Origin of the sequence: Aquibacillus sediminis (genome assembly GCF_005870085.1) — a bacterium.
In the GTDB taxonomy this organism is placed as follows: domain Bacteria; phylum Bacillota; class Bacilli; order Bacillales; family Amphibacillaceae; genus Aquibacillus_E; species Aquibacillus_E sediminis.
In genome coordinates this window covers 70929-94831 of the sequence record NZ_SZNM01000007.1, presented here as the reverse complement: position 1 = coordinate 94831, position 23903 = coordinate 70929, and the positions used below count along the sequence as shown (strand labels likewise).

At 36.0% G+C, this 23903-nt stretch carries 18 protein-coding genes and 1 pseudogene; 3 read left to right on the top strand and 16 right to left on the bottom strand.

Annotated elements, in window-relative coordinates; genetic code table 11:
* From FCI53_RS09450 to FCI53_RS09385, 14 genes are all read right to left on the bottom strand, one after another.
* Positions 1-870 carry a prephenate dehydrogenase/arogenate dehydrogenase family protein gene (locus FCI53_RS09450; protein WP_138418172.1) on the bottom strand — a complete coding sequence of 290 codons (870 nt, stop codon included), beginning with the start codon at positions 868-870 and terminating at the stop codon, positions 1-3.
* 43 nt (positions 871-913) lie between these two features.
* Complete coding sequence (locus FCI53_RS09445) at positions 914-1579, bottom strand: RraA family protein (protein WP_138418170.1); 666 nt, start codon at positions 1577-1579, stop codon at positions 914-916.
* A 154-nt stretch (positions 1580-1733) separates the two neighbouring features.
* Positions 1734-2681, bottom strand: coding sequence for a hydroxymethylglutaryl-CoA lyase (locus FCI53_RS09440; RefSeq protein ID WP_138418168.1), 948 nt, complete (start codon positions 2679-2681; stop codon positions 1734-1736).
* A gap of 16 nt (positions 2682-2697) precedes the next feature.
* A complete protein-coding gene (locus FCI53_RS09435) occupies positions 2698-3906 on the bottom strand; it encodes a CaiB/BaiF CoA transferase family protein (RefSeq protein WP_138418166.1) in 1209 nt (402 codons plus the stop codon).
* Between the two features lie 16 nt (positions 3907-3922).
* The gene (locus tag FCI53_RS09430) at positions 3923-4624 is read right to left on the bottom strand and encodes a FadR/GntR family transcriptional regulator (RefSeq protein WP_138418164.1); all 702 of its coding nucleotides are present in this window, start codon (positions 4622-4624) and stop codon (positions 3923-3925) included.
* A gap of 781 nt (positions 4625-5405) precedes the next feature.
* Positions 5406-6734, bottom strand: coding sequence for a 6-phospho-beta-glucosidase (locus FCI53_RS09425; RefSeq protein ID WP_138418162.1), 1329 nt, complete (start codon positions 6732-6734; stop codon positions 5406-5408).
* A gap of 48 nt (positions 6735-6782) precedes the next feature.
* Entirely contained in the window at positions 6783-8138 is a 1356-nt protein-coding gene (locus tag FCI53_RS09420) for a glycoside hydrolase family 1 protein (protein ID WP_138418160.1), read from the bottom strand.
* 159 nt (positions 8139-8297) lie between these two features.
* Entirely contained in the window at positions 8298-9197 is a 900-nt protein-coding gene (locus FCI53_RS09415; protein ID WP_138418158.1) for an ROK family protein, read from the bottom strand.
* A gap of 171 nt (positions 9198-9368) precedes the next feature.
* Complete coding sequence (locus FCI53_RS09410; protein WP_138418156.1) at positions 9369-10808, bottom strand: glycoside hydrolase family 1 protein; 1440 nt, start codon at positions 10806-10808, stop codon at positions 9369-9371.
* A gap of 111 nt (positions 10809-10919) precedes the next feature.
* Positions 10920-12461 (bottom strand): response regulator transcription factor, encoded by a 1542-nt coding sequence (locus FCI53_RS09405; RefSeq protein ID WP_138418154.1) that lies wholly within the window; start codon positions 12459-12461, stop codon positions 10920-10922.
* Between the two features lie 11 nt (positions 12462-12472).
* Positions 12473-14215: a sensor histidine kinase gene (locus tag FCI53_RS09400; protein WP_246050066.1), complete on the bottom strand. Its 1743-nt coding sequence runs from the start codon at positions 14213-14215 to the stop codon at positions 12473-12475.
* A 33-nt stretch (positions 14216-14248) separates the two neighbouring features.
* Entirely contained in the window at positions 14249-15121 is an 873-nt protein-coding gene (locus FCI53_RS09395) for a carbohydrate ABC transporter permease (RefSeq protein WP_138418152.1), read from the bottom strand.
* A gap of 15 nt (positions 15122-15136) precedes the next feature.
* Positions 15137-16012, bottom strand: coding sequence for a carbohydrate ABC transporter permease (locus tag FCI53_RS09390; RefSeq protein WP_138418149.1), 876 nt, complete (start codon positions 16010-16012; stop codon positions 15137-15139).
* Between the two features lie 68 nt (positions 16013-16080).
* Positions 16081-17376, bottom strand: coding sequence for an extracellular solute-binding protein (locus FCI53_RS09385; RefSeq protein WP_171038123.1), 1296 nt, complete (start codon positions 17374-17376; stop codon positions 16081-16083).
* A gap of 500 nt (positions 17377-17876) precedes the next feature.
* On the opposite strand from FCI53_RS09385, the gene FCI53_RS09380 reads away from it, so the two are divergent.
* The 3 genes and pseudogenes from FCI53_RS09380 (at position 17877) to FCI53_RS09370 (ending at position 21188) form a co-directional block, all read left to right on the top strand.
* On the top strand, positions 17877-18623 hold the full coding sequence (locus tag FCI53_RS09380; RefSeq protein WP_138418147.1) for an SDR family NAD(P)-dependent oxidoreductase: 747 nt from the start codon (positions 17877-17879) through the stop codon (positions 18621-18623).
* Between the two features lie 457 nt (positions 18624-19080).
* Positions 19081-19890: pseudogene (locus FCI53_RS09375) on the top strand (RNA-guided endonuclease TnpB family protein).
* Between the two features lie 365 nt (positions 19891-20255).
* The gene (locus FCI53_RS09370; RefSeq protein ID WP_138418145.1) at positions 20256-21188 is read left to right on the top strand and encodes a glycine betaine ABC transporter substrate-binding protein; all 933 of its coding nucleotides are present in this window, start codon (positions 20256-20258) and stop codon (positions 21186-21188) included.
* 570 nt (positions 21189-21758) lie between these two features.
* Here the strand turns inward: FCI53_RS09370 and FCI53_RS09365 are convergent.
* Positions 21759-22385 (bottom strand): RraA family protein, encoded by a 627-nt coding sequence (locus FCI53_RS09365; protein WP_138418143.1) that lies wholly within the window; start codon positions 22383-22385, stop codon positions 21759-21761.
* A gap of 166 nt (positions 22386-22551) precedes the next feature.
* Positions 22552-23901, bottom strand: a complete 1350-nt coding sequence (locus FCI53_RS09360) for a dihydroorotase (protein WP_138418140.1) — start codon at positions 23899-23901, stop codon at positions 22552-22554.
* Positions 23902-23903: the final 2 nt, after the last annotated feature.

Genomic DNA, 23903 nt, shown 5'->3' with positions numbered 1-23903 from the left:
TCATCTCTCCTCATTTATTTTATTAAACACGAGCTTCCAATCATCTGGCGCTTTACTATTAAAATGCTTTTTCAAACCTAATTTGGAGATCCATCTTAACTTATCTAAAGTTGCCTTTGACATATGGGCATGCTTATTATTCGTAGTTATAAGATTGATGACATTTTCCATTTCTTTCATCCTTCTTTCAGAATGAATTGCAGTTCCAGAGACTAACCTCGTTACCGTTTGTTCAAACGATCTACTATCAAGCGTTTCAGATATAGAATGTATCACATTATCTCCAACGTTTAGATGATCAGCAATATCTAAAACTTCATACAGTAGAGATGCCATACCTTTCATAAAGATACTTCTAACAAATTTGATATTTGTGGCATCACCAACTTCATCACTTATTTTTTCAATATTCATGTTGAATTCTCCCATTTGATCCACAAAAGCGCCTACTCCTCTACCACTGGCAATGATTGGGACTTTATGTTTATATATTGGAAGTGGCCCCATTAAGGCCGCATCTATAAACTTTTTGTCTTCACCTACTACTTCTTTGGAAATCTTTTGTTTTGTAGTGGCATCAGCTGTCGTCACGTCTACATATAAAACATTTGATTTCAGATATTCTTTTAAACCCTCCCAAACATTCCACGTTTTGTTAGCAGGAACTGCAACAATGACCATGTCAACTTTTTTTATTACATTCTTTGGTTGATCTACTAATGTAACGTCCACTTCTTTCGCACGATTTTGTATAAAAGATTCTTTATATAATGGGTCAAATGCTATTACTTGAATATTTCCTTCCTCTTTAAAACCTTTTGACATTTCATATCCGACTTCTCCAAATCCAATAAAACCGATCCTTTTCATAAAATCACCTATCTACTTTCGAATTTTATTTCTCTGTCGTTTATTAAATATATTGATCAATTTTTTCATCTAGCCATGATGGTTTTTTTAAATCAGCACTTTTTCCACTTTTATATTCATTAATTGAATTGATACGTTCTATTTCATATTTCAATTTGCTTTCCGCTTTAACTAAGGCTAAATCAATTTGATCTTTAGGTACTACAGTAACCCCATCATCATCACCAACAACTAAGTCACCTGGTATTACTTGAACATCACCACATTTTACAGGAACATTAAACTTCCCAGGCCCATTTTTGAAAGGTCCACTTGAAATAAACCCCTTTGCAAAGATTGGAAAATCTAGTGCAGATAACTCATTTCTATCTCGAACTAATCCATCTATTACTATTCCATCTAAACCAATTGCATGAGCAGAGTGTGCCATTAATTCGCCTAAATAAGCACGATCTGTATGACTTTTACCATCACAAACAATGACATAACCGCTTTCACCTGAATAAATTGCATGGTGTAAAAAAAGATTATCTCCAGGGGCGACATCTACAGTCAATGCTGTCCCCACAAAACTCATGCCACTTTTCACTGGCTTAATGTTATAATCCATTGTAGTTGTACCATTAAGGGCATCTGCCAACAATGTACTACTGAGCTCCTTTGCCCTGCTTATCACATCATTTGGTAATAAATTCGGTAATTTATTCATTCATAACCCCCCCCTTCAAAGAACATCATTACAGCGCTTACATTTTGATTTTTCATAGCCTTTATCCCCCCTAATGTAAAGTACTATATTTACATATCCCTGCGTAACATTCAATTTGATACTATTTATAATATTCCGAAAAATTTAAAGCAAACTAATACCTATTACCAATTTTGTTTTGACCCCTAGGAGATAGATGTAAATCTGAGTTCGTACCTGCTTTTAAAATAAAACTGTCAGTGTGCTGGCTAAATTTACTTTCAATATATTTGCTCACTTCAATTAATTTATTTAAAGAAATTCCTGTATTAATCCCCATTTCTTCAAATCCGTGAACCAAATCTTCTGATGAGATATTCCCACTTGCATTGGGGGAATATGGACATCCTCCTAACCCTCCAGCCGAACTGTCAAACTCTCGAACACCTTGTTCATAGGCCGCAACAGCATTTGCAAATGCCATTCCCCTAGTATTATGCAAATGTAAAGTGAATTTAAAATCATTAAATCTTCGTGTTAATTCTCGAATTACTTTTTTAGTTAAAACTGGATTAGCCATTCCTGCTGTATCTGCTAATGAAATTTCTTTCACACCTAGTTCTCCATATTTCTCACAGATAAATAACAATCTATCAAGTGATACCTTTCCCTCGTAAGGACAACCAAATGCAACAGATATAGATCCTGTTATTTTCACACTACTATTTAATGCTCTGTTTAAGATTGGTTTAAAATTTTCCAGTCCTTCTATAGTGCGACAATTAGCGTTACTTAAACTATGTGAATCCGTTGCAGATAACATTAACTTTACTTTATCGACGTTTGAATTAATTGCTCGTTCTAACCCTTTTAAATTAGGAACTAACGCACGTAAAGAGACATTATTATTTTTTTTCATCTTGTTAAATACTTCCTCAGCATCTTTTAATTGCGGTATTGCCTTTGGATGTACAAATGAACTAACTTCCATTTGCTTAAAACCGCAACCTATCAAACCATTAATGATATTTAATTTCTCCTCAGTGCCTATAAACTCTGGTAGACTTTGAAACCCATCCCTTGGACATACTTCTGTAATTACAACTTCATCTGTTTGAGTCATTATAAATATTCAACTCCTAAATCACACTATTTTTCTTGAAATTACGAATTTCATCACAATCATAACCAAGTAAAGAAGTTAAGACTTCTTCATTATGCTCACCTAAGTCTGGACCTACATGCTTCACTGAACCTGGAGTTTCTGAAAATTTTGGAACTATACCAGGCATTTTTATTTTTCCCAATCTAGGGTGGTCAACTTCAATTATATTTTCTCTTTGTTTGTACTGTTCATCCTCAAAGATATCCTCAATACTGTATATAGGACTAATTGGAACGCCATAATCATCAAGTAATTTTTGTAATTCATCTCTATTTTTTGTTTTAATCCAATCGGCTACTATTTTATTTGTTTGATCAAAATACTTTAGCCTTACCGAATTTGTACTAAATTTCTCATTATTTAACAAATCTTCTCTTCCCATAGCTTGAGTTAGCCTTTCAAAAGTACGATCTGAGCTTGTAACTAATACCACCCAATGATTATCCCGTGTTTCAAATGTTCCTGCCGGTGCCGAGTGACCGCTTAAACCTGGAGTCCTTTCTTTAATCAACCCATTTTGATCATAGTCGGCAACCAAGAATTCTAACATTCTAAAAACTGATTCATATAAACTTACATCTATATATTGGCCTTTCCCGTCTTCTATTACATCTCGGTAATATAAAGCTATCATTGTGGAAAACGCTACGTATATCCCCGTAATATAATCCGTTAAAGAGAAAGAAGGACTGATTGGTGGTCTATCAGGATAACCGTGTAGGTATGTGAAGCCACTAAATGCTGTAGCTGGAGTACCAAAGCCAGCCTTGTTTGAGTATGGTCCCGTCTGTCCATAACCAGTTACCCTTGATACAATTAAATTAGGATTTATTTTTTTTAACTCTTCATAACCTAACCCCCATTTCTCTAGTGTACCAGTACGAAAATTTTCAATAATCACGTCTGATTTACTAACTAATTTTTTTAAAATCTCCTTCCCCTCTTCTTTGTGCAAATCTAAAGTTATTGATTTTTTATTCCTAGATAATCCAGACCACCTCAGAGGTTCTTTTTCCGAAAACGGTCCTAAACTTCTCAAAGGATCGCCCTTTCCAGGTAATTCTACTTTTATTACTTCTGCTCCAAAGTCACCTAACAAAGTTGCTCCAAATGGTGCTGCGATAACTGTTGATAAATCAATAATTCTAATACCACTAAGCGGCTCTTTTATATTCAATTTCATTCTCCTTTCTATGCATTTATTTTAAATCGCAATTCTTAATAACGTTTTCTTTTAAATTCCGTAAATGTGTGTTAGTCTTCTCTACTGCTTGTAAAACATCTCTATTTTTTATAGCATCAAATATCTCCGTATGTTCTTTTACAGATTCTTGATATCGATCAGGATTTTTCATAATTTTTTTTCTTACTTCCCTAATCATATTTATGTTAGTTTCCATCATCGATACAAACACAAAATTGTGCGTAGCTTCCGCTAGAGAAACATGAAAGTTATTATCTGCGGATATTTTAATATCAGGATATTTTAATTTTTCCTTCATAATTTTTAAAGCGTTTTCAATTTTGCTGATATCTTGATTATTTGCTCTTTTACAAGCAAGTTCCACTATGCGAGGTTCAAATGCTTCTCTTGCTTCAATGAAATATACCATTGCTGACTTTTCTAACAAGTCTAATGTATTAAAATTCTCGCCATTAATGATTTTTTGATCTACATTTTGAACAAACCTTCCACCGCCAGCCTTAGATATAATCAATCCTTTTGATTCTAGGACCCTGAATGCTTCCCTTAAAGATGAACGACTACAACTTAAAGTATTTGCCAAATCTCTTTCTGCCGGCAATCTCTCACCTGACTTCAAATCACCTTCTTGAATTAATTCATATATCTGATTAACAATTTTTTCATATACTCTTTCGTTTTTTATATTTTTAAACACAACATGATTACCTCCATTTTGCTTTACATTACCTACGTTTTTTTGGAATGCTGGTTAGCTGGTTAGCCCAATTTCACAATTTTTTAAACTACCCATAAGGTAGTTGTGTAAATTATTTTTATCTTCAACCTGTTATATGACTATACTATTCTATCCTTTTTCTGTTATGACAAATATTTTTTATTAGTGGAACGGTACTGGCACGACTAAAAAATATTAAATGCTGTTTCACTTATCACAAACTGTCCCACAGGATTTACCTATTGTCCTCCATCAAGATGAATAAATGTACACACTTGAGTCGGGACTTAATGCACGTAGGATTCATACGTTTCATTTGTGGAATACAAGCTATTTATTTACTTTTATTTCTACTTAAACGGAAGCACGAAAGCCGTCCCAATGCTTCTTTCAAGTATAATGTTTCTCTATTCCAACGAACTGTGTAATTCATAGATAAGACAGATACCATTTGGAGAATATTTGGACATAGAAAAAAGGAGCTGAATCGCTCCTTTTTTCTATGTCCGTTTGTTTAAAATCATTTTATTTCACTTTCATGAACTGCTAGTAAAAAAAGGCACCTGGTACTATCCATAGACAATTGTCCACGAGAAGTACCAGGTAGCTAATACCCCGGTCTTTTTGATCCTCCTTTATGAACACACACTAAAAGTCATTTTTGATAACGTTGACTTGTAGTTCAACATGTATTTCATCATCCGCTATTCTTTCCGAGACAAATTCATTAGAACTGAGGTAATAGATCCCTCTGTTCTTTCTAAACTAATGTCTTCTCAAAAAATTTCGGTAAATATTCTTTATGTGCTTCTAGCATTTCATCTACAATTTCTTTTGCAATAGAATCAGATGGTGTTAATGGATTAATCGTTAAAGCTAGCACGGCTTTGTTGTAGTCACCTGTCACCGCTGCCTCTGCGGATATGCGTTCAAATGATTTGATTTGCTGGACAAGCCCTCGAACTTGAACTGGTAAATCTCCCATTGTAATTGGTTTAGGGCCGTCTTTCGTAATCACACAACTTACTTCTACAGCTGACTCATTTGGAATACTAGCAATTGCGCCATTATTTCTAGTGTTTACTGGTTGAATATCTCTCTTATCCGTATAGATCGAAGTAATTAAACGTACAGCCGCATCTGAATAATAGGCACCACCGCGCTCTTCTAGTTGGGGTGGTTTTACTGCAAGGTCTGGATCTTTATATAGTTCAAACAATTCATTTTCTAATTTTCGAACTACTTCCGCGCGAGTCCCTTCGTCTGCTGCATTCTTCATAGCCTTTTCCATCATGTCTTTTGTCTTGTAATAGTACATGTGGTAAGGACAAGTTAACAGATTTAGTGATTGGATAAATTCAGGTTCCCATCCTTGTCCATCAATGTTCTTAACAAAACTACTATTTTCTGGATCTGTAATTAATTCCATCACCTTATCTTTAACACTTATACCATCAATATAAATATCTAGTCCATAAACCATATGATTCAAACCAGCGAAATCAATACGAACACGTGAGTGATCTACATCAAATAATTTGGCAATACCCATTTCCATTCCTATCGGTACGTTACACAATCCAACTACTTTTTCAATAGTTGAATAGCGTAGCACTGCTTCTGTTACCATACCGGCTGGGTTCGTAAAGTTGATTAGCCATGCATCTGGGCATAATTCTTCGATATCTTTACAAATTTCTAAGATTACTGGTATGGTTCGTAATCCTTTAAATAATCCACCAGGTCCATTCGTTTCTTGACCAAGAACACCATATTTCAATGGGATCCTTTCATCTTTGGCACGTGCATCCAATAACCCAACACGGAATTGTGTCGTAACAAAGTCAGCATCCTTAAGCGCTTCTCTTCGGTCAAGAGTTAAATGGACATCAATTGGTAGACCCGCTTTTTCAATCATTCGTTTTGCTAGATTACCAACGATTTGTAACTTTTCTTTTCCTTCTTCTATATCTACTAACCATAGCTCGCTAATTGGTAACTCGTCATACCTCTTAATAAATCCTTCTACTAATTCAGGAGTATAACTGGAACCGCCACCAATTGTTGCAATTTTGATACCTTTTGTCATTATTGTACACCTCCACTCCTATTTACCACTGATAACGGGCATAACCCATTATAGCTTCACTCCGTTCGTAGCAATGACTTGTTTAAACCAATCAAAACTTTTCTTTTTATAACGTTTCAGATCCCTAAGGTCTTGTTCATCACGATTGACAAAAATAAATCCATATCGTTTGCTCATCTGTCCGCTAGAACTTAGAATATCTGTTGCGCCCCATGTAAGATAGCCAAAGATATCCACACCTTCTTCCATCGCTAGCTTCATCTGTTCAATATGTGCTTTTAAATAATCGATACGGTAGTCATCTTCAACCGTATTGTTTTCATCCAACTCTTCTCTGACACCGATACCATTTTCTGTAACAAATATTGGTAATCTGTAACGAGAATACATGTCTTTCAATGCTATTCGAAAACCAATCGGATCGATTGTCCATCCCCATTCCGTCGCTTCCAGATAAGGATTCCTAGTTAAACCAGCATCAGAACCCTCTTCATTTGATGCTTGAACAGTATGGCTTTGATAATAACTTATAGATAAATAGTCTACTGTATTCTCTTTTAATAATTGCTCATCACCAGCTTCAAATGTCGGCATAATTCCTTTTCTTTGTAACTCACTTGTTACATACGTAGGATATTCCCCGTTTGCAAACACATCAAAATAAAAGTCATTAAGTAATTCTTTTGCCTTATGATTTGCAATTGCATCCTCAGGCTTTGGGGTTAATGGATACGTAGTAAAATAGGTGATCATCCCAGCCATTTGTCCATCTGGTATTATTTCATGCAGCGCTTTTGTGGCTCTCGCATGTGCAATAAAGGCGTTATGGCACACTTGATACTTCAATTTTTCAGAATCCTGATCTCTCGTCACTCCCCAGTACTTTGGTTTAAGTAACACAAGGTTTTGTTCATTAAAAGTCAACCAGTATTTTACTTTGTCCTTATAACGTTCAAAGACTGTTCGTGCATATTTCTCAAACAAATCGACTACTTCCCTTGAAGCAAATCCATTGTATTTTTCTGCTAAAGGTAAAGGCAAGTCAAAGTGACACAGTGTAATAACAGGTTGGATTCCATTGTCTAACATTTCATCAAATACCCTGTCATAAAATGCTAACCCTTCTTCATTTGCTTCCCCTTCACCATCTGGAAAAATTCTAGACCAAGAAATACTTGTGCGATATGCGTTAAATCCCATCTCTTTAAATAAAGCAATATCTTCCTTATAGCGATGATAAAAGTCTACTGCTACCTTCCAATCTGAATGTCCATCAGGAATAGATCTTGCATCAACTGTCGATGGGCCTTTTCCGCCTTCATTCACCGCACCTTCAGTTTGAAAGGAAGTAACAGCACCACCCCATAAAAAATTCTCTGGTATGATATTATTTGAACGTTCCATTCCTTTGCTCCTCTCTTTATTTACATGCTCGATTTTGAAATACAACCTAACCCCACCACAGAAAACGTTTTCACCTTCATGTTAACAGAACCTTTTGTTTCAAAATATCCAACATATCTATAATATTAACCAATAAATTTACACTTTTTAGGTCATTGATCAACTATTTTTCACTGAATCCTTTTCTTTCATAAGTCCATACACTGCTCCTAAAAGATTAGCATTTTGCCGAAATTTACAAGTATCAATGGATGGTTTTATTTTTGCAAGAGGAATCTTGGATGTTATCTGATCAAGTTTTTCGTTCATTTTCTCGATTAAATCTTCACGAGCACTAATTCCTCCACCAATTAAAATGATTTCTGGGTCATACATATATTGTAAATTATAAATACCTACCGCCAGTAAATGATAGAACCGATCTAAAGCATTGATACAAATTTGGTCACCTTGTTCAGCAAGTTCAAATATTTTTTCACCATTTAATGTTTCTTCGTTCACCTGTTTTTGTTTCGCAACGTTTCGAACCAACGCTTGTGTGGAAGCAACTCTACTCCATGTATCATCATCACCATTAAAATCAGAAGATAATAACATATACCCGAACTCACCACCGTGTAGGTTGGCACCTTTATGTATCTCGCCATCCTTTATCACTGCACCACCGATACCAGTTCCAATTACCATCACTAGTACATCGTGTTTACCTTTGGCAGCTCCATTCCAAACTTCTGCATACCCAGCACAGTTTGCGTCATTTTCAAGGTGAACCGTTTTTCCAGTATATTCTGCGATCAGTTCTTTCATATTAGGCCCATGAATAAAAGGAATTGCACTAGAACCATAAATGACACCATGATCCGAAACAGCCCCTGGAGAGCTGACAGCAATACCTTCCACATCAGGATACTGTTCACTTATATCACTAATTACTTTCAGAAGTTGATCCATTGATTTAGGTGTCTTAACTTTACTGTTATCCGTCATTACTGCATTTTCTTGGACAATCCCATATTTAATAAATGTCCCACCAATATCGAATGCTAAATATTTTTTCATCTCCATCACCTCTATTTGTAGTGCTACATATACTAATTTTGAAATTATAATTCAAATTTCCGTTAGAGCTTTACAATATTACAAAAACGACTAACGCGTCTTAAAGAAAAATGTTTCACTAATAAACAGTGAAACATCTTTGAACAAAAGCACTAACTCCACAAATCCAACCTATTTATTTATCGCATCGTTTGCTGCTTCAAATTCCCTCGTTTCAATGATCGATTTATACCATGATGCAGATTTTTTTAATTTGCGGTTGCGGTTATCGTCGAGATTAATTTCTACTAATCCATAACGATTCTTAAACGCATTCATTGGTGATACACAGTCAGAGAACGCCCATAGCATATATCCTGTGCAATTCACACCTTCTTCCACTCCTTTTAGAAGCCATTTCAAGTGCTCGCTAATAAACTCAATTCGGTAGTCGTCTTGGATGACGCCTTCTTCGTCCTTAAATCGTTGTTCATTTTCGACACCCATGCCATTTTCTGCAATAAACCACTCAATATTCCCGTACTCTTCTTTCATGCGTTTGCCCATATCGTACATGATTTGTGGATAGATTTCCCAACCACGGTATGGATTCATTTTCTTACCTGGTAATTCAAATTTTTCATAATAATACGATGGATGGAATGGAATCCGTTCATTCCATCCAGATGTACGGGCTTGAACCCGGTGTGGGAAATATAAGTTCAACCCAACATAGTCAACAGTATTTTCCTTAATTACTCGCAACTCTTCCTCTGTATAGTCTGGTGTAATATCATGCTTCTTCATTAAATCAAATAATTCTTGTGGGAATTCCCCTTTAATTGCTGGATCTAAAAACGTACGATTAAAGAATAGATCATACATACGAGCAGCTTCTTGATCATGCGGTGCGGTAGAACGAGCATATGTTACTTCTGGATTTAATATGGAACCAATTTTCGCACCATATTTTTCCCCAAGCCCTTTTTCTTTAAATAACTTAACAAGTCTAGCTGTCGCTAAAGCTTTATTATAATTCCACTGCATCCATTTCTTTGTGTTTTGCTCAAATGGCCACCGGATCGAATCTAAATATACTCTTGTTTGCACAACTACTGGTTCATTAAAGGCAAACCAATGTTTCACACGATCACCATAACGTTCAAATACTTTTTCGGCATATTTTATATATAGTTCTATTACATGTTTAGAACCCCAAGCCCCATATTGTTCAAATAATTGTGCTGGTACTTCATAGTGTTCAAGCGCAATCATTGGTTCGATACCATTTTCAAGTAATTCATTAATGACATCATCAATATATGCTGCATAGTCCTCATCAACTACAGCGTTTTCATAGTCGGTTAAAAAACGTGACCAATTAATTGATGTCCGAAAATGGGTAAGACCGATCTCCTTCATATACCCAATATCCTCTTTGTATCGATTTCTAAAATCTGTTGCAACAGCCGGACCATATCCATTGTGCCAAACATTTTTATTGTTTTTATACCAAAGATCTAAATAAGAATCTTGCCCATCTTTCTTTCCTGACCAACCTTCTGTTTGCCACGCTGAAACTGCTGCTCCAATCTTAAAGTCTTTTGGTAAATGATGTTTTAATTTTTCCATGCTAGTGATCCTCCTTAGTTTTCTCTATTACTTGGTATCTATCAAAGCTCAATATATTTCATAACCCCGTCCTCCGTTACCAACCAAACATATCTTTCAATACCTACAAATTCACACTGTAAATTTACGAAATTTTGTTGGGGTAACACCAGTAAATTTTTTAAATACTTCAACAAAGTATTTGTATTCGTGAAAACCTACCATTTCTGATATTTCACTTACTTTATAAGGCGTTTCTGATAGTAATTTTTTAGCCTCTTCCACACGCATATGATTGATATACTCATTAAATTTTTTCCCTGTTTTTTGCTTAAACAAAGAGCTAAAATAGTTTGGAGAAATATTAATCACATCCGCAACTTCTTGTGCTTTAATTTCATTTTTATAGTAAGTTTTCATATAGGTAATTGCTCTATCAATTAACCAATCTTTGTGATCTGCTTCTCTTATATTGAAAGTGGTTAGAATTTTCTCTATATCCTGTTCCACTATTTGTTGGAATTGTTTATATGAATCAACGAATAAAACATCTAAAGGTTGATTAACAGTAAAATCAACATCAACTGCTTGCTTTTGTAAAAGTACCTCTAACTGACTAACAATCTCTTCCACTATTTTTTTACAGATTGATACTGATTGACTGATCGATAACTGGTTACGATGAAGATAAGAAAACAGTTGGTCAACATATTCGTTTACATTTTTTGAATTAAACTGAATGATGGATTTTATTAAGTTTTTTTCGATGTCATATGGTTCGCTAACTTCTGAACATTCAAGCTCATTAGTATGAAAGATTCCACCTTTCCCAAAAGGTATGTGCTTTATACTTTCTTGAAACTGATTGAATACTTGATCAAGTTGATTAAACATAATTTTTTCATCATATAAAATGAATGCATATTGATTTAAATTTAGATTTTTGACTCTATTCGTGATATCTTCTATCGTCAATGTATTAGAGTTGTCTACCACACACGTCAACAACTGGTTTTCACTAACAAAGATGGATACAATCGACAGTTGGTTCGATAAAAAACCTTTATTAATAGAACACTTCCAGTCAGACTTAAGTTGTTGCACTTCTTCAAGTTTCATTAATCGGGTGATGTCCAAGTAATTTTTCGTCATGGATAGGAATGGATAAATGGCGACGTTTTGCAATGCTTTTATATCACTATCATTAGAAACCTCACGTTGATAATCATATACGTGATGATAAACTGCATTCATTAAATTAGATTGTTGAAGTTGCTCAAACTCAAGCTGTTGTTGTTTCATTTTTGCTGTTAATTTTCCTACAACATCTATTAGTTCATCAATACCTACTGGTTTTAATAAATAGTCTTTGACACCTAGTTGTATAGCTTGTTGTGCATATTTAAATTCATCATAGCCACTAATGAGAACCATTTTTGTATATTCATAATTTTCAGCTAGGAAACGCGCCAACTGCAGACCGTCTTTTTTTGGCATTTTGACGTCAGAAATAACGATATCGACACCATTGTTCATTTCAATTTTCTCAATGGCATCACTTCCATCATAGCTCACACCTACCACTTCAACATCGTATTTCTCCCACGGTATCGTTGCTGTTAATCCTCTACAAATAATAGGTTCATCATCAACAATTAACATTTTGTACGTCATTGTATCCACCCTTATTCTTTTGACATTTCTTTGCTCTCAAATGGATAAACAATTGGTATTTTCAACCGAACCCATGCTCCTTGTTCAACATCTAACCAATCCATTTCAAAGTTTTGATTAAAAGCAATTTTCATTCTTTCTTTCAAATTGCTTAAGGCATAGCCCGAGTGTCTTTGCTCGTCAAAGGAAGTTGCATTATTTGTGAATCCTCTTCCATTATCAATAATATCAATCCAAATCATCTGGTCGACTTGATAACAGCGGATATAGATTGTGCCTTGCCTTGATAGATCTTTAAACCCGTGAACAATACTATTTTCCACTAAAGGTTGTAGTAGTTGCTTTATTAAATAATATTGTTTTACTTGTTCATCATAATAAATGGTGAATTTCATACGAGGCCCCATTCTACTTCTTTGAAGCTCTAAATAATTGTAAATATATGTGAGTTCCTCTTCTACCGTCACCCACATGCTACCCTTATTTAGGTTCATTCTGAATATTTTTGAGAGCCTTTCTATCAATTGTCCTGTTTCCATCGCATTTTCAATTCTTGCTGTCCAACGAATCATATCCAATGTGTTATATAAAAAATGAGGATCAATTTGATTTTGCAATGCTTTTAGTTCTGATTCTTTCTGTTCAATCTTTAACTTATATTCTGTATCAATATGTTTCTGTATGGTTGATACCATTTTATTAAAACGTTTACCTAGTTTCCCTATTTCATCATTAGAATTAACAAATACGTTTGCTGTGAAGTCTCCTTGCCTAAATTGTTTCGTTTGATCGGACAATTCTGTAACTGGTTTAATGATCCAATAGTAGAAACCAATAAAGGCTATGACACCTAGTAATGCTAACAAAATAATCAAATTGAGAATGGATGATCGAACGCTGTACAGGCCTTGTACAACTTCTTTTTCATTCACCATAACGACAGAAAACCAATCGGTACCTGCTACTTTGTTTTTGACAACCAAGTAATTATTGTCACTCGTTGAAAAAGTTTGTGTTCGGGGTTCCCTATTTATAATTAAGTCCATTAATTCTCTATTTGGAAACAACTCACCCAGTAATGAATTATCTTGATGAAGAACTACTTCCCCTTGTTCTGAGAGGACAAAGTACTCCCCTTGCTGATTGGAGCTTAAATCAATTGTTTCATACATTTCCTCTCCATCAAGTCGGATCGTTACAGTCCCTATTGGTTCTGCTGTATTGATATCATTAATCACTCTATTTAAACTAATGACTTGGTTTGCTCCATTCCACTCACTTGCAATGGTATATACATTACTCCAATACGGTGCTCCCTGCTTTTGCTTGGCCTTTTCGATAAGCTTTTCTTCGTCTGTAATAACAGGATTACCAATCAATAATTGGTTACCTTGATTGCCCGTTAATTCAACCGAATCAATATAGTTATTACTCATCATTTCAAATGTAAAATATCCTCTAATTGCATCTTCTGCCTCTCGCAAACGCTGAGCATCTTCGATTGGTGCTGATAAAAATGTTCGGACATTCTCATCATAAATCATATAGGAAGAAATATTTTCTGCGCTTCGTAAAATCGTTGTAAGATTTTCTTCATTTTTTTCTAATCGTGAGGTAATATTTTGCTCTGCCTGATCTTTAAACGCTTCAGTAGCCTGATAATAAATAATCATTCCAAATAGGATTGTAGGTAGTGAAATAAATATTAGAAATATAGTTAGGAATTTTTTCTTTAAGCTCCAATTTCGAATCATCGTCATCAGCCTTTTCTATTTACTACCTTTATATTATCCTTTCACTGCACCAGCTGTCATTCCTTTTACAATATCTTTTTCTAAGAAGAGATAGAATGCTAGAATTGGAACTAATGACATCGTTAAACCAGCCATTTGGGCACCATAGTTGGTTGTAAACTGACCAGCAAAGCTAGCAAGACCTAACGGTAATGTTTGTAGCTCTGGATCATTTATTAAAACGAGAGCAAAGGAAAATTCATTCCAATTATAAATAAAGTTTAAAATTAGCACTGTGGCTAGCGCTGGACGAGACATCGGTAAAATGATCGACCAGAATACCCGAAATATGCCACAACCATCCATAATAGCAGACTCTTCAATATCTTTAGGGAATGCTTTCATAAAACTCGTTAATATAAAGATTGTAATCGGTAAATGAAATGCGATATATGGAAATATTAAAGTAATTGGTGTATTTAACAACCCTATATTTCGCATTAGGATAAACATGGGTACTAATGTGGAGTGAATTGGGATCAACATACCAAATATGAAAAATGTATAAACAAATTTATTCATTTTGAATGTAAATCTTGATAGAAAATAGGATGCAATTGCTCCGATTAAAACGGTTAAAGCTGTTGCAGTCACAACAATAAATATACTATTGGTAAATAACGTTCCTAGGTTAGCAGTTTGCCATGCACTGAAGTAATTTTCCAATGTGAATTCTTTTGGCAAACCAAATTGGTTATTTGCAAAATCTTGTGATGTTTTAAATGAGTTAATCACCATCCACAGAATTGGATAGGCATTGACAAGTGCAAATAGTATTAACACCGTATAAATAATTGGGTTCTTCCATCTGAGTTTCTTTTTTTCTTGTGTTTTAACTTTGGTTGACTGATCTAATACTGGTTCCATGCTGAATCCCCCTCCCTAAATCATTTTTTGTCCTAATAGTTTTCTAGATCCTGCAATTAAAATTAAACTAAAGAAGAAAATAAATACGGATACTGCACTACCATATCCATACTGAAGTTGACTAAATGTTTCATTGAACATATATAACGCCATTACATCAGTTGAATGCGCAGGTCCACCATTTGTCATAACGTAAATTAAGTCAAATGTTTTCAAGCTACCTGCGATACACAAGATAACAGCCACAATAATTGTATCCCATATCATTGGAACAGTTATTTTCCATGTAGTCGTCCACTCATTTGCTCCATCCATTTTTGCAGCTTCTAGCACTTCATCTGGTACATTTTGTAGAGCTGCCAAGAAGATAATGAGGTAAAGACCAACAAATTGCCAGATGACTACACCTAACACAGAAATCATTGCCCAATCCGGGTCTCCTAGCCAGTTTTGCGCTAAGCCCCCAAGTCCAATTGCGCGAAGCAATTCATTAATCAAACCATTTTCAGAATTTAAGATTAAATTCCATGTTAGTGAGATAACAACTGTTGATAACACGACTGGTAAAAAACCTATTGTACGAAATATTTTAAGCCCTTTAATTTTTCGATTTAATAAAAGTGCAATAAATAAAGCGATCGGAACTTGACCAAATACAGATGCCAATACTACATAGATGTTATTTTTTACAGAGTTCCAGAATAAAGGATCTTCAACCATATCAGAAAAATTTCTTAGGCCTACAAACTTCATATCTGAAAATCCATCCCATTCCATAAAGGAAAAGTAGAAAGACTGTAGTATGGGTAAAATGGCAAATATTAGATAGATAACCATTGCAGGTAGCAAGCCTAAAAAGATAAAAAACTTTCTATTTCTAGCCGCGTTCATATTCTCACCCCTTGATGTTAACAGGCTGCCAACATATTTTTAGCAGCCTGCCTAGTTTGATATTTTTCTTAATTAGATTCTGCTTCCTCTTGCATTTCTGCAGCAAGGTCTTCTGGTGTCTTTCCACCAACTGTTATGGATTGAAGACCATTATTGATCATATCTGTCAATTCAGGTGTCAGTGTTGCGTCATACACTGGAGCTAACCCACCTTGTGCTAGCTCATTTGCTGTTTGGAATACTTGTGGAATATCGTCACCCATTTCTAAGTTAACTGGTACAATGATATTTGCTTCTAACAATTGTTGATACATTTCATCACTGTAGAAGAATTTTAAGAACTCAAATGCAGCTTCTTTTTCGTCACCGCTTAGTTCACTGTTAAGAGCAATACCACCACCAGCAACTCCTGCGATTTTAGCTGGGTCTCCATCTCCTCCAGCAAAACTAGGGAATGGTGCAACACCGATGTTATCCAAATTTTCAGCATCATCTAAAATTGGACCTACCGCCCATGAACCAGCAAAGTGCATCGCAGCTTTCCCAGCGATAAAGTTATTACGAGATTGTGCTTCATCCAATGTATTCATATCTCCATTAAACGCTTCCATTTCATTTAATTCTTCAATAACACTTAAAGCATCAATGAATTGTTCGTTTTCAAATGATTCTTCGCCACTTAATGCTTGAGGTAAGAAATCGCTCCCTGTAAAACGATCAGCAATTGTAGAAATATAAACTGACTGTAATGGCCACGCAGCTTTATTACCTAATGAAATTGGTGTAACCTCTTCTTCATTAAGGACTTGAATTAGCGATTTTAATTCCTCATATGTTTCTGGAAATACATCAAAACCAGCCTGACTAACTAATTCTTTGTTATAGAAGATCAAGCTTGTTTCACTGATATTACCTGGGATTGCATATTGTTTTCCATCAATAGCGTAGTCTCCCATGATACCTTCTGGAATTGATCCATCCCAGTGATCCACAATTTCATCTAACGGAAGTACCGTGTCACCATTTACAAGTGGCTCAAGACGGGTACCAGGCCATACACGGAACATATCTGGTAATTGTTTACCAGCAGCTTGTGTCCTAAGCTTTGTTTCATAATCATCATGTGGAATTGCTTCAACAATTACTTCAATATTCTCGTTTTGTTCATTAAACTTTTCTACCATACCTTTGTATGTTCTGTTTTCTGGACGATCCTCTGTCCAATCGTTCCAAACCGTTAGTTCTATAACTTCATTGTCATTATCATCGGATGATGACGATGTATTTTCATCCCCTCCGTTACTACAGGCAACCAAACCGATTGTAATAATCAAACTGAATAGCATAAATAACCATTTCTTCAACCTAATCCACTCCCTTTTTTTAATTTAAGCTGTTACATTTCATATTGTAAGCGTTATCAAGAATTAATAGTATCCTTCTGATCTTTAAAAATATCCAAATTTTTACACTTTTAATATGAATAGTAGATTAGTAATAGTATCCTCTATGGTAAATACACATCATCTGTGGGGTGATTGGTGCCACTATAGTGGGGTTCTATAGAATCGGAACTAGGAAAAAAGGTATGCTACCAATAATCAGAAGGAAATTTATGAAAGATAAAAGAAACACTGCTAAACCCTCTACCCATATAAGTTAAAACAACACCTGGTTCCCTATATAAAATTATACTGCCCAAGGCATAGAGAGCATCAAAATTTTCCCTTGTTTCATTAATTCTTGAATGGGTGATTTTCCTTGGAACATTATGTCTTTCCAGTCAAAATAAAAGCTTTAATACTTACTTGTATGAAGTGCCATATAAGCAATACTTAGTGATGACGAACGAAGGAGAGTATATATGCCGAACTTAAAAGATCAAGTTATTCTAATTACTGGAGCTAATCGGGGCCAAGGAAGATCTATTGCGCAGCACCTTGCTACATTGGGGGCTAAAGTAGTGATTGGTGCGCGTAACTATGATGAGGCTAAAGAAGTGGTGAACACGATTGGAGAAGAACAGGCTTTTGCCGTTCCGTTAGATGTTACAAATAAATTGGAGTGGGAATCGGCAGTCGAGAAGATTATAGACAAATTCAAAAAGATTGACGTATTAGTAAATAACGCCGGAGTGTTAAAACGAAAACCATTCACAGAAACAACGGTGGAAGACTACCAACAGTTGATTGATGTGAATCAACTTGGCGTTTTTATGGGGATGCAAGCAGTCATTCCACAGATGAAAAAACAGCAAAAAGGATCGATCATAAACAATGTATCGATTTCTGCCTTTGCTCCTATTAGTAACTCTTCTGCTTATGCTGCGACAAAAGCATCTGTCGTTGCCATGTCAAAAGCTGCAGCGATTGAATTAGGAGCAAAAGGAATTCGAGTAAACATGGTGCATCTTGGGGGAATCGAAACAGACATGGCCACACAGGGTAAAGGTGTTCCAGCTGCTTATAAGTCCGTACCACTTGGACGTATTGGACAACCAAATGAAATTGCTCAATCGGTAGCATTCCTTGCCTCAGATGAAAGCTCTTATTGTACAGGCACAGAATTAGTTGTTGATGGCGGCCTGACATTAGGTACAGCGGACGAGTAAAAACTAGAAAACGAAGAGAATAGGTGCCTGGCACGCCCCGAAATTCTTGTTTCTCAGATTGTTTCACGTCACGTATTTAAAAACTTCCCTCTGTTAAAAATTGTTTCTTTGACATCAGATTAACAGCTAAAAGAAGTTGTCCACGAGAAGTACTAATCCAGCATTCCATTTTATCATTAGAGGCGAGAAGACTCCATCCTCAAGGAATGAGAAGGGCGTTGGCCCAATGAGTAGGGTGGAGATGAATCGCCTTCGGACAAGGGATAGCTTTAGCTATCTCAATTGTCCGACTAACTAGTCTAAGGTTCTAAAGCATTTTTCAACTCTCACCCCCCTAACGCAAACAAACGTTTGTTTTTGTTGAGTCATCGTGTATAATAGAAAGAAAAGGGAGGTGACTGTTTTGCTTGGCCATAGGGCTTATAAATACAGAATCTAACCTAACCGGAATCAAGCTATCTTAATAAATAAAACCATAGGATGTTCTCGTTTTGTGTTCAATCATTTTCTGGCAGAATGGAATGCAACGTATAAGAAAACGGGAAATGGTTTGACCTACAACATGTGTTCTTCTCAACTCCCACAACTAAAGAAAGAATTGGATTGGCTAAAAGAAGTGGATAGCATTGCTATTCAATCCACCGTTAAAAACCTTTCCGATTCTTTTGCCAGGTTCTTCAAAAAACAAACCAATGCTCCACGTTTTAAGTCCAAAAACAACAAGGTACAGTCCTAGACAACAAAATACACGAACGACAATATTGCAATTGTTGGAAACAAAATCAAATTACCTAAACTTGGACTTGTGAAATTCGCTAAAAGTCGCGAAGTAGAAGGTCGTATTTTAAATGTTACGGTGAGACGTAATCCAAGTGGTAAATACTTTGTTTCCATTCTTGTTGAAACAGAAATACAAGCATTACCTCCACGACATAGTTGGTATAGAGGCTTTGCAAGTATCCAATATACTGAAAAATCATAAGTTAGCAAAGTCAATTAGCGACGTAAGTTGGTCACAATTTCGAACAATGCTTGAATATAAAGCAATGTGGTATGGGAAACAGGTCGTAGTTGTCGCTAAAAATTACCCTTCTAGCCAACTTTGTTCCTGTTGTGGCTATCAAAACAAAGACGTTAAGAATCTCGCATTGCGTAAGTGGGATTGCCATCTTGTGGTACACATCACGACAGGGATCTTAACGCAAGTTCAAATATTAAAGATGAAGCAATAAGACTTCTAACCGTAGGTCCTACGGGGGTAGCCTAATTAAAACCGGCTTTTAGGTTGGTGTTCTTAGGAATCTCCCACTTCAAACAGACCCTAAGGTCGTTAAGTGGTGAGAGGGTTCAATATTTCCTTTTATGCTACTAAAAAGGAAGCACAACAACCGTCCCCGTGCTTCCAAGATTTAAACTTATTTGGAGAAAAATGTATTAAATATGCGTTGTAACGCTTAAATGTATAGTAAATTTTAAATTATGCATACTATACATACAAAAATTAATGTAAATGCTGTTTGTGCATCTAAAGTTGAAAGCGTAATATGATAATCAGTTGTTTATATCGTATCGTTCGATCAAGTACGATACAAATTACATAGCACAAACAATAACTAAGGAGTGTCAGACAACATGTTTAACTCAAATTGGAAGAAATTGGGGATTGTTAGTATTTTAGCTTTATCCCTTTTAGTAGCTGGATGTGGACAAGCAGAACAAGAGGATCCCGACGGTGGAGATGAGCAAAAGGAGACCACCGCAAATGTTAGTGAAGAACTAGAATATACCATTACTGGTATTGAACCTGGTGCTGGTCAAACAGAAACAAATGAAAAGGCAATAGATGAGTATGAAAGTCTTGCTGGTTGGGAACAAGAAACATCTTCAGCAGCTGCCATGCTAACAGAGCTAGGAAATGCTATTGAAAAGGAAGAGCCCATCGTTGTGGCTGCTTGGTCCCCACACTTTATGTTTGCTAAACATGACATTAAGTACTTAGAAGATCCTAAAGGGGTTTTTGGTGAGGAAGAACAAATTACAACAATTGCAAGAAAAGGCTTGAAAGACGCCATGCCTAATGCTTATACAATCCTTGATAGAATTCATTTTGATCTTCCAGTATTAGAAGAAGCTTTACTTCAAGCCCAACAAAACAACTTTGACTTTGAAAAAGTATCCCAAGAGTGGGTAGATGACAATCAAGAAACTGTTGCAGAATGGACAGAAGGGGTAGAAACTGTTGATGGAACTTCAATAGATTTAGTTTTAACTCCATGGGATGCAGAAAAATTCACAACGAATGTAGCTAAAATTGTATTACAACAACAAGGATTTGATGTTACGCTTACACCCGTTGATCCTGCCGTTATGTTTGAGGCAGTAGCGACAGGTGATTCAGATGCTTCTCTATCACCATGGATGCCAGCAACACATGGTAAGCTCTATGAAGAATATGAAGGGCAGTTTGAAGATCTAGGAGAAAACGTAACAGGCGCCAGGATTGGATTAGCTGTACCAACTTATATGGACATCGAATCCATCGATGACCTTGAACCAAAAAATTAAATCGGATACGGGCACAGTGAATTATTGTAAAAACGGTACCTGGTACTATCATGGACAGTTGTCCACGAGAAGTACCAGGTACCGCACTATAAACGTTCTGCCAATCATTTTAAACCGTAAAAAATGTCCCATTCAAACTTGTAGAACTAGAATTATTGCTTGAAGAAGTAAAAAATAGAGAAACCAGAAAAGGACTTCTTGCAGGGGTAACAGATCGTCACCAAAATGGAGAAAAAGTTATTCCACATGTATCCATTTGGAAGATCAGTGATATGAATTATTACCAATATTAAAAATGATTGTTCTCTGAGTTACATCTACTTGCTCTTTATTATGTCATGTATCCTTTATCTAATATCCACTAACACACCTTACATTTCCTACATTTCTAGTTACAGCACCATATTGAGATTTCACTATCTAAAAATATAAAACAACCGCTCTTCTTATAGATATGGAGCGGGTTTAAAGTATTAAAAATAAGGTTGTCTATTCAAGCGGTGCTGGCACCACTTGAATTGGTTTGGAAACATGGGAAACGTCCCCGCTTTTCCAACACAAGCATGCATGTCACCAATTTAATTCGATAAATCCATCTTTTATTTCTTGTAAGTGCTTTTCTTCATCTTCCATTTTCATTTCTGCTTTAACGATTATCTCCTCCACTCTTTCTCTTGGAACTACGACTACTCCATCACTATCCCCAACGATTAAGTCTCCAGCGTTAACTGCTACCTCTCCACATGAAATAGCAATATTTATTTCACCAGATCCACCTTTTTGGGGACCTTTAGGTGTATAACCTTTACAAAATACTGGCAGATCTATTTTAGAAAGAACATCTGTATCTCTAACCAATCCATCGATTACAATACCCTCTAACCCAGCTACTTTAGCAGCTGTGGCCATCATTTCTCCAAAAACAGCGTTTGGCACATCTCCTTGGCTATCAACAACTACCACATACCCATTTTTTCCTCGGCTTATCGCCTTTTTAAAGTACGTATTGTCGCCACCTTCCATCCGAACGGTTATAGCAGTACCGATTACGTTTACCTTTGATGACACGGGACACATAGTATGTTCCATTGCCCCCTCCCCCATTGCATCACTCAAAACCGTAGTACTTAACTTTTCCACCCTTTCGATAATGTCACCTGTAAAAGGCTTAGGCATCGTTCGATGATCTATAGTCAAAATTAGCACCTCAATTCAACCTTATTTTAATTATTTAAAAGAATAGGAATACCCTGATGAAAGAAGTTCCATTTCCAGACATACGTTACATTTGATAGGAAACATACATCATCCTGTTCGTAAACAAAGAAGCAAGTAGGGTTATAGCCCCATTGCTCCTTTCCACTTATACTAAAACCCCTTTATTTCTTTTGACTGGTTTACCTATCCCTGGTTCACCAATAATGACTCTATCCTCAACCACAACGTTTCCTCGTACTAAAGTGTACATAGGCTTACCTTTAATCTGTAGGCCATCATAAGGTGTCCATCCTGATTTAGATACAACATTTTCGTTTTTGATAGTCCATTGTTGCTCTAAATCAACAATAACCAAATCTGCATCTGCCCCTACCGTAATGCTTCCTTTTTGCGGATATATGTTAAGAGCTTTTGCAGGAGCCTCACTATACAACTCAATCACACGTTCTAATGTAATTTTTCCTTGATTCACTAGGTTTAGCATCATTGGTAAAGTAGTTTCAACTCCAGGTAGACCAAAATTACACTCCCAAATCGAACCTTCCATCTTCTGTTCAGCTGTAGAAGGTGCGTGATCGCTAGATAATACTTGAATACTCCCATTGTTAATCATTTCTAAGAGTTTGGTTTGGTTACTTGCTGCACGTGCAGGTGGAGTAAACTTGGCAAATGGTCCTTGTTCGTCCACAGTTTTATCATCTAAGAAAAGATATTGTGGGCAAATTTCGCCTAGTAATTTCGCACCTTCCTTTTGTTCACGTTTAATTAAATCGACAACTAGTGGATGACTAATATGTGCAATCATTGCCTTCACACCAGTTAATCTAGCCATCAGTGCAACAGTCGAAACGGCAATTTCCTCAGCAGTTTCTGATCGCCATTCCGATATAATCGCATTATCCTCACGTGAATCTGCTTTTAACCTTTCTTCATTTCCTTCTGTAATAGAGTCATCTTCACAATGAACCAAGCAAGTTCCACCAAACGATTCTATCTCTTCAAATGCTTGATAAAGTTGATCGTTATTCATGGTAGGAATTCCGTGCGTTGTACAGGTGAAAATTTTGAACAGGGAAACCCCCGCATCCCACAACTGTTTTAATCCCCCAATATCATCGGGAAAAACATGTGCTGTTAAACCATAGTCTACTAGGGAGCGATTGCTTAAATAGGAATTTTTTTCATGAAACCTTTCCACATCTCGTACAGGATACGCATGCGTATGTTCCACTACTGTTGTAACCCCACCTACTGCAGCTGCCTTTGAACCAAAAATAAAGTCTTCTCTATCTATTTCACCCGGATCCATAAAATGCACATGCTGGTCAATCATTCCTGGCAGAACATGCATACCTTCTGCATCAATGTAATGCTTTGCGTTTAATAACGGAGATGCACTAATTGCTGCAATCTTACCATTAGTAATAGATATATTTCCCTTAAACCTCTCTTTAGATGTTACAATTGTTGCATTTATAATTTCTAATTCAAACAAAA

What these genes read in the sequence shown, in the direction of transcription:
- FCI53_RS09425 (WP_138418162.1), bottom strand. Translation starts at nt 6,734, where the DNA reads ATGACAAAAGGTATCAAAATTGCAACAATTGGTGGCGGTTCCAGTTAT.
- FCI53_RS09395 (WP_138418152.1), bottom strand. Translation starts at nt 15,121, where the DNA reads ATGGAACCAGTATTAGATCAGTCAACCAAAGTTAAAACACAAGAAAAA.
- FCI53_RS09380 (WP_138418147.1), top strand. Translation starts at nt 17,877, where the DNA reads ATGCCGAACTTAAAAGATCAAGTTATTCTAATTACTGGAGCTAATCGG.
- FCI53_RS09390 (WP_138418149.1), bottom strand. Translation starts at nt 16,012, where the DNA reads ATGAACGCGGCTAGAAATAGAAAGTTTTTTATCTTTTTAGGCTTGCTA.
- FCI53_RS09440 (WP_138418168.1), bottom strand. Translation starts at nt 2,681, where the DNA reads ATGACTCAAACAGATGAAGTTGTAATTACAGAAGTATGTCCAAGGGAT.
- FCI53_RS09450 (WP_138418172.1), bottom strand. Translation starts at nt 870, where the DNA reads ATGAAAAGGATCGGTTTTATTGGATTTGGAGAAGTCGGATATGAAATG.
- FCI53_RS09405 (WP_138418154.1), bottom strand. Translation starts at nt 12,461, where the DNA reads ATGACGTACAAAATGTTAATTGTTGATGATGAACCTATTATTTGTAGA.
- FCI53_RS09400 (WP_246050066.1), bottom strand. Translation starts at nt 14,215, where the DNA reads ATGATTCGAAATTGGAGCTTAAAGAAAAAATTCCTAACTATATTTCTA.
- FCI53_RS09420 (WP_138418160.1), bottom strand. Translation starts at nt 8,138, where the DNA reads ATGGAACGTTCAAATAATATCATACCAGAGAATTTTTTATGGGGTGGT.
- FCI53_RS09370 (WP_138418145.1), top strand. Translation starts at nt 20,256, where the DNA reads ATGTTTAACTCAAATTGGAAGAAATTGGGGATTGTTAGTATTTTAGCT.
- FCI53_RS09410 (WP_138418156.1), bottom strand. Translation starts at nt 10,808, where the DNA reads ATGGAAAAATTAAAACATCATTTACCAAAAGACTTTAAGATTGGAGCA.
- FCI53_RS09435 (WP_138418166.1), bottom strand. Translation starts at nt 3,906, where the DNA reads ATGAAATTGAATATAAAAGAGCCGCTTAGTGGTATTAGAATTATTGAT.
- FCI53_RS09415 (WP_138418158.1), bottom strand. Translation starts at nt 9,197, where the DNA reads ATGAAAAAATATTTAGCATTCGATATTGGTGGGACATTTATTAAATAT.
- FCI53_RS09445 (WP_138418170.1), bottom strand. Translation starts at nt 1,579, where the DNA reads ATGAATAAATTACCGAATTTATTACCAAATGATGTGATAAGCAGGGCA.